Origin of the sequence: Brevibacillus choshinensis (assembly GCF_016811915.1) — a bacterium.
In the GTDB taxonomy this organism is placed as follows: domain Bacteria; phylum Bacillota; class Bacilli; order Brevibacillales; family Brevibacillaceae; genus Brevibacillus; species Brevibacillus choshinensis_A.
In genome coordinates, this window is record NZ_CP069127.1 from 2,133,271 (window position 1) to 2,140,000 (window position 6,730).

At 52.3% G+C, this 6,730-nt stretch carries 5 protein-coding genes; all 5 read left to right on the forward strand.

From position 1 onward, the window contains the following. Nucleotides 1–23 precede the first annotated feature (23 nt). The 5 genes from JNE38_RS10910 to JNE38_RS10930 all read left to right on the forward strand — a co-directional run bounded on the left by JNE38_RS10910 (nt 24) and on the right by JNE38_RS10930 (nt 6,652). On the forward strand, nt 24–1,163 hold the full coding sequence (locus JNE38_RS10910) for an acyl-CoA dehydrogenase (RefSeq protein ID WP_203356573.1): 1,140 nt from the start codon (nt 24–26) through the stop codon (nt 1,161–1,163). Nucleotides 1,164–1,301: 138 nt separating this feature from the next. Beyond that, entirely contained in the window at nt 1,302–2,036 is a 735-nt protein-coding gene (locus tag JNE38_RS10915) for a tRNA (adenine(22)-N(1))-methyltransferase (RefSeq protein WP_203356574.1), read from the forward strand. Then, the gene (locus tag JNE38_RS10920; RefSeq protein ID WP_203356575.1) at nt 2,012–3,127 is read left to right on the forward strand and encodes a Nif3-like dinuclear metal center hexameric protein; all 1,116 of its coding nucleotides are present in this window, start codon (nt 2,012–2,014) and stop codon (nt 3,125–3,127) included. Before JNE38_RS10915 ends, JNE38_RS10920 begins: the two co-directional genes overlap by 25 nt. Nucleotides 3,128–3,158: 31 nt before the next feature. Next, a complete protein-coding gene (locus JNE38_RS10925; RefSeq protein ID WP_203356576.1) occupies nt 3,159–5,159 on the forward strand; it encodes a tetratricopeptide repeat protein in 2,001 nt (666 codons plus the stop codon). Next, entirely contained in the window at nt 5,156–6,652 is a 1,497-nt protein-coding gene (locus JNE38_RS10930) for a S41 family peptidase (RefSeq protein ID WP_203356577.1), read from the forward strand. Before JNE38_RS10925 ends, JNE38_RS10930 begins: the two co-directional genes overlap by 4 nt. The last annotated feature ends 78 nt before the right edge of the window (nt 6,653–6,730 follow it).

Sequence of the window (6,730 nt, forward strand, 5' to 3'; positions counted from 1 at the left end):
AGCGCTTTCAAGGGGGATCTGCAATGAATTTTGATTTGAACCAGGAACAGCTCATGCTGAAAAAAATGATTCGGGAATTTGCCGATGAAGTCGTGGCGCCAGGGGCAGATGAGCGTGACAAGACCAAGCAATTTCCGGTAGATGTGTTTAAGCAAATGGCTGAATTGAATTTGATGGGTCTGCCTTTTTCCGAGGAGTACGGTGGAGCTGGCGCAGACACCACGAGCTTTGCGATCGTCACGGAAGAGCTGAGTCGCGCATGCGGCTCGACGGGGATCACGTACTCTGCGCACATTTCTTTGGGCGGAGCGCCGCTCTCCCTGTTCGGAACGGAGGAGCAGAAGCGCACGTATTTGTCCAAGGTCTGCTCGGGTGAGAGCTTTGGCGCCTTCGGTTTGACCGAACCAAATGCGGGTTCAGATGCAGGCGGCACTAGAACCACCGCTTTGCTCGACGGGAACGAATGGGTTCTGAATGGATCGAAATGCTTCATTACCAATGCTTCGTACGCATCCTTTCTCGCTTTGACAGCAGTAACGGATAAGGAAAAGGGAGCGCGCGGAATCACGGCGTTTATCGTGCCGACGGACGCACCTGGCTTTACCGTTTTGGCGAATTACGAGAAGCTGGGCCTGCACAGCTCCAATACAACAGAGCTGGTGCTTGAGGACGTCAGAATCCCGGAAGAAAACGTGCTCGGCAAAACGGGTGAAGGCTTCAAGCAATTCTTGATCACACTTGACGGCGGCCGTATCGGCATTGGCGCAATGGCAGTGGGGATTGCTCAAGCCGCTTACGACAAAGCTTTGCAATACGCGAAGCAACGGACGGCATTCGGGAATTCCCTCAGCCAATTTCAGGCGATCCAGCACAAGCTGGCGGATATGGCGATGCAGATCGAGCTGGCACGGAATATGGTGTACAAGGCAGCCTGGCTCAAAGACAACGGCCGCAAGTTTACGAAGGAAGCAGCAATGGCGAAGCTGTACGCTTCAGAGGTCGCGATGTCGGCTACTCATCAGGCGATCCAGATTCACGGCGGGTACGGCTATATGCGCGAGTATCAGGTAGAGCGTTTTTTCCGCGATGCCCGCTTGCTGGAAATCGGAGAAGGCACATCAGAAATTTTGCGAAATGTCATCGCTCGCGAAATCGGCTGTTAAATCATTGTCAGAAAAGTCCCCGCTTTGCAAAAGCAGCGGGGATTTTGTCGTTCTTTGCCCGCGCTCTGTCAGGCATTTAGGATTGGGCAATCGCTCCCAAATAGGGTAGAATAGAGGGAACGGAAGGTGAAGAGACACATGACATTTGTTACAATTTCGAAGCGTCTGGAGACAATTGCCAGCTATTGCCCACAGGGAGCCCGCGTCGCCGACATCGGGTCGGATCATGCGTTATTGGCTTCTTATTTACTTTTAAAGGGGATTGCGTCGCACGTCATTGCAGGCGAGCTCAACGAAGGACCGTATCAAGCGGCTCTGAAGCAAATACATACCTTGCAAGCGCGAGATCGAGCTTCGGTACGAAAAGGAGACGGATTGGCCGTCCTGCAGCCTCGGGAAGTCGATGTGGTCTGCATCGCGGGGATGGGCGGACAACTGATTGCTTCTATTTTGGAAGCGGGAATCGACAAACTGGACGGAGTAAAGCGCCTCGTCCTGCAGCCAAACGTAGGTGAAGAGGTGGTTCGGCGTTGGTTCATGGATCACGGCTGGGAGCTGATTGCGGAGACCATTTTGGAAGAGGACGGGATTCTCTACGAAATACTGGTTGCTGAGCGAGGGAACCCTGTACGGCCATATGAAAACAAGGAGCGAACAAAGGAAGAGCTCCTCCGAATGGGTCCCTTCCTCTGGGAGCAGAAGCATCCTGCACTGATACTGAAATGGCTGAATGAACGGGAAAAGTGGGAAAAAGTGCTCGCGCAGCTGAGTCGCTCGGACAAGCCGGAAGCAGCGCAGCGAGTCCGAGAAATCAAAGCAGAAGTCGAATGGATAGATGAGGTGATTGCATGTTTGCGCACGGACAAACCGTAATTCAATATGTGGAACGGCTGGCTCCCAAGTCCCTCGCCATGGAGGGAGACAAAATCGGTCTTCATGTTGGGACTTTGCAAAAACAGGTTAAGAAAGTCATGATCGCACTCGATGTGTTGGAATCGGTGGTCGATGAAGCGATTGCTGAAGGAGTCGATCTGATTGTCGCGCACCATGCGGTCATTTACCGTCCGCTCAAGAACATTCGTACCGATCTGGCAGCCGGGCGGGTTTTTGAAAAGCTGATCAAGCATGACATCGCCGTATACACCGCACACACCAATCTCGATGTGGCAGTCGGGGGCATGAATGACTGGCTGGCGGAAGCAATCGGCTTGACCAAGGTCGATGTGCTGGATGTCCTGCAGCGGGATGCTTGGAAGAAGCTCGTCGTTTTCGTCCCAGTTAGCCACCGTGATGCCGTTTTCCAAGCGCTCTGTGAGGCTGGCGCTGGCTCGGTGGGGAACTACAGTCACTGCTCGTTCCAAACGGAAGGGACGGGGACGTTCTTGCCGGGTGACGGAACGAATCCGTTTATCGGGGCAGCGGGTAAGCTGGAGAAAGTGGAGGAAGTGAGACTGGAAATGGTTGTGCCAGCTTCCAGACAGTCTGCTGTCGTCAAGGCGATGCTGCAAGCCCATCCTTACGAAGAAGTGGCTTACGATCTCATTCCCCTCGAGCAATCCGGCCAGGCATTCGGCATTGGACGTATCGGGCATTTGCCTGAGCCGATGACATTGCGGGAGCTCTCTGAGCTGGTAAAAGAGCGCTTTTCTCTGAAAGGATTGCGCGTCGTCGGAGACCTGGAAGCACAGGTGAAAAAGGTTGCGGTAGTAGGCGGAGATGGCAGCTCGTTTGTTTCCAAAGCCATTTTCAAAGGGGCTGACGCATATCTGACAGGGGATATCGGTTATCATACCGCTCACGATGCCCAGGCAGAAGGGCTCTCCATTATTGACGCCGGCCACAATATCGAAAAGATCATGAAACAGAAGATGGCAGAATATCTCATCGAACAACTGAAAGCAATCGGCTACCAGACAGACGTCATTGCATCTGCTGTGCACACCGATCCGTTCCAATTTGTGTAGGTTTGTCAGTTGAAGTGTAGGAGGATTGCATGTGCAAAAACTATTACGAACGATTTCGTGTACGCTGCTGGCAGCCACACTGATGACCCCCGGTTTTGCCTCCGCGGCTGGGGGCTTCATGCCTTATGGGGATATCAGCAAGCATTGGGCCAAAACATCGATTATTCGCGGTGTTCAGGCTGGGCTTTTCGCAGCAGGAAGCAAGGCGCCTCTATTCTATCCGAATCGCGATATGACGAGAGCTGAATTCGTAGCATTACTGGATCGCTTGTACAACGGCGGACAGTATCAGCTGTATCCGCTGACCTTTCTCTCGGAGCATGCCGAGTGGAATCGCGGCGAAGGCTTTGAGGAGCCTTATCTTCCTTACAAAGACGTGGATCGGCTGACGTGGATGTACGCGCCTACCTTGCGTGTTTCCTATATCATGGAGCGGTTGTATGGTCCGGATGCGATCCAGCAAGTGTTTCCTGGGGAGCAGATGAAGCCGAACCAGCCGATCACCCATGAAGAAGCAGCCAAGCTCATGCAAATGTTCACGATGACGGGCGACAGCCAAAACGCGTGGGGAGAAGTGAGCGACTGGGGATGGATCGAGGGTGAGCGCACCGATTCTCTGAAACGGGGAGAAGCGGCCGTAGCAGCCGATCGTCTGATGACCTATCTGATGCAGGATACGATTCTGCCGCTGCTGGACTTTGATGGTTCGAAGTTTCCGATGGTTCCAGAGATTCAGGAGCTTTTTCCGCTTTTTGTGACGTATACCGATTCCAAGACGGCAGATGAAGAAACCTACGTCAATGCCGTGGAAGCCATTCGAAATCATGAAGATACGGATGAGACGTACGCTGCGCTAAGCAAACTGGCTGGAGGTTCTTTTTCCAATCAGATTGGCGTCCATTTTTATTTGAGCTGGAATCCTACCACGCCGTTGACGGACAATCTGGATGAAGCTTTTCGTGCGATCGATGCCTACTTCCAGGATAAGATCATCTTGCCGGATACTTTGCGTCTGTTGAGTGCAAATGTGTATGACATTGCTCTGCAATTAGGTGCATCCGATACGAGAGAGTACGACAAGGTATTGACCCGCCTTGGCGACTATGAGAAAAAGCTGAAGCAGGACACAAAAGAGTGGGAATCGCTGTCGATTTATTTGGGAGCGCTGGAGATCAAGGCTGGGCACACGGACAAGGCGCTGGAGCGATACGGCCAATTCGCATCCAAGCATCCGGAAGCATTGCTCAACTCCGCTTACTATTTGGTGCAGGAAGGACGTACGCAGGAAGCCGAGGCTCTCATTGCCGCGCAAAAGCCGAAAGCATCGGATGAGCGCATGGTTCAGCTCGTCAAGCTGCTCGGACATGAGATGACATCCATCAAGGATCAATCCTCCATCGCAACGGATTTGGCGTATACCTTGAACCATCTGGATCGAGCCTCGTCCTATCAAGTGAAAGGAGAGGCGTTCCTGAGCGGCTTCTCGTTTACCTACACGCAGGACGTGGATGGGCAAAGAAAGGCGAGCCGCACTTCTGGTTTTTATCAATCTCCGCAAAAGCTGGTTTCAGACAAGCTGGAGACATATACGGACGGACAGAAAAAAATTCAGTACACGTACGATACCAATAGACAAGCCTGGGACAAGCATCCTACCGATACGCTTGATTTTGTGCATGAATGGGTTGGTTCCCAGAGCATCCGGGATCGTCTCGCCAATCTCCACGCCCGCTACTACAAGCAATCATTTGGTCGCTACGACATTATTACGGAGTGGATTCCCGGATCTGCGCTTGAGGAAAAGGCGAAGAGCGTCACCCTTGGGCGCGGAAAGATTAAGAACGTTCCTCTCTATATGAATAAATACTACATTGACCGTACGAGCGACGAGCTGGTCATGCATGTTTGGCGCTATGAGGAGATCTACGATAGTAAGGAGTATGTCGCATATTCCGGCACGGATCATTACAACCTGGCAGCAAAAGTGAAAGTGTTCATCCCAGATGAAGTTCGGAAAGAGGTGACCCCATGAAACGGATGAGTCAATGGGCCTTAGCTGCTTTGCTACTCACGACAGCTATTCCCGTACAGGCAGCGGATCGACCTTACTTGGAAACCGAAGAAGTTTTTTCGCACGTCATGGAGAGTCATTTGAGCAAGCCGGCAGCACAGCAGCTGGTAAAGGGAGCTCTGCAAGGCATCAGCGAGCAAGCCGGTAAAAAGCAGCATCTGAATCTGACCGTCTCTCCAGAAGATGACACGCTGGGTGAGCTCGAGGAGCGCATGGCAGAATGGCAGACAAAGGGAAAATGGGACGATTTGACCATCAATACATGGGCGATCGACGGGATGCTGTCGACGCTCAATGATCCGCACAGCGTGTTCTTTACGTCGGATGAGCTGCGACTGTTTCAATCGGATGTGGAGAACCAGTTTGTCGGCTTTGGCTTCCGCATGCGCATGCAAAACAACGAGCTGATCCTGAGGGAGATCGTACCTGGCTCCCCGGCTGCTGCTACCTCTCTCAAGCGAGGCGATCAGTTGCTGAAGATCGGTGACATTTCCTTGGTTGGCAAGAGCTTTGAGGAAGCCTACGCATATCTGAAAGGATCGGAGGGCACCGAGGCCGTTCTCACGGCATATCGACCGTCCGAGAAGCGCGAGTTTCAAGTGAAGCTGAAACGGGCCATGCTTCAGCTGCCGGAAGCGGAAGGGCAACTGTTTTCCAAAGATTCCATTGGTTATATAAGTCTCGAAACATTCGGATCTGATGGAGCTATCCAAATGAGGGACAAGCTAGCGGAATTCGCTCGTACCGGACAGCACTTGAAAGGCCTGGTACTCGATTTGCGGGACAATGGGGGAGGGTATCTCTCGACTGCTCGGGATATCGCCAGCTTGTTTATGGAGGAAGGCTTGCTCATGTACACGACCAATCGGAACGGAGTGGAAGTGGAGACATGGGTGAGAAACGGAAATGATATCGGTGTTCCTGTGCGGATTTTGGTTAATGGCGGTACGGCTTCTGCGTCCGAGCTTTTGTCTGGCGCACTGCGGGATCATGGCATCGCCAAATTGGTCGGCACCAAAACATACGGGAAAGGCAGTGCACAGCAAGTCATTCCCTTATCCGATGGGGATGCGCTGAAGCTGACGCTGAACGAGTACTTTACTCCCAAGCATACGGTTGTAAACCATGTGGGATTGACTCCGGACATGGTGGTCGAGGATTACGCCGCACAGGTAGTAGAAGCCCTGCACTCGCTGGGCGTCAAGAATTGGGAGCTGAGCGATGAAAATGGCGATACGGAAATCAACGGAGTTCCGTTTCCGACAGTCGACCCGCTCTTCAAGCAAGGAACGGATGGCCTGCAGATAAAAGCAGCAGTTATGCAGCATCTGCTGGGAGATTCGTCTGTTGGGGAAAAAGACTACGTGGCAATTGCTCCGTACCTGAAGAGTCATCCTTCTTTGCAGCTTCAAAGTAAAAATGGTGTCCATACCCTTACTTATCACCAGATATAATTCGCTCTTCATGCCCATCTACTCTTGCAGAGGGGCTTTTTCTTTTTAGGCGAATAGCGGCTAGGTCTGAATCGAACA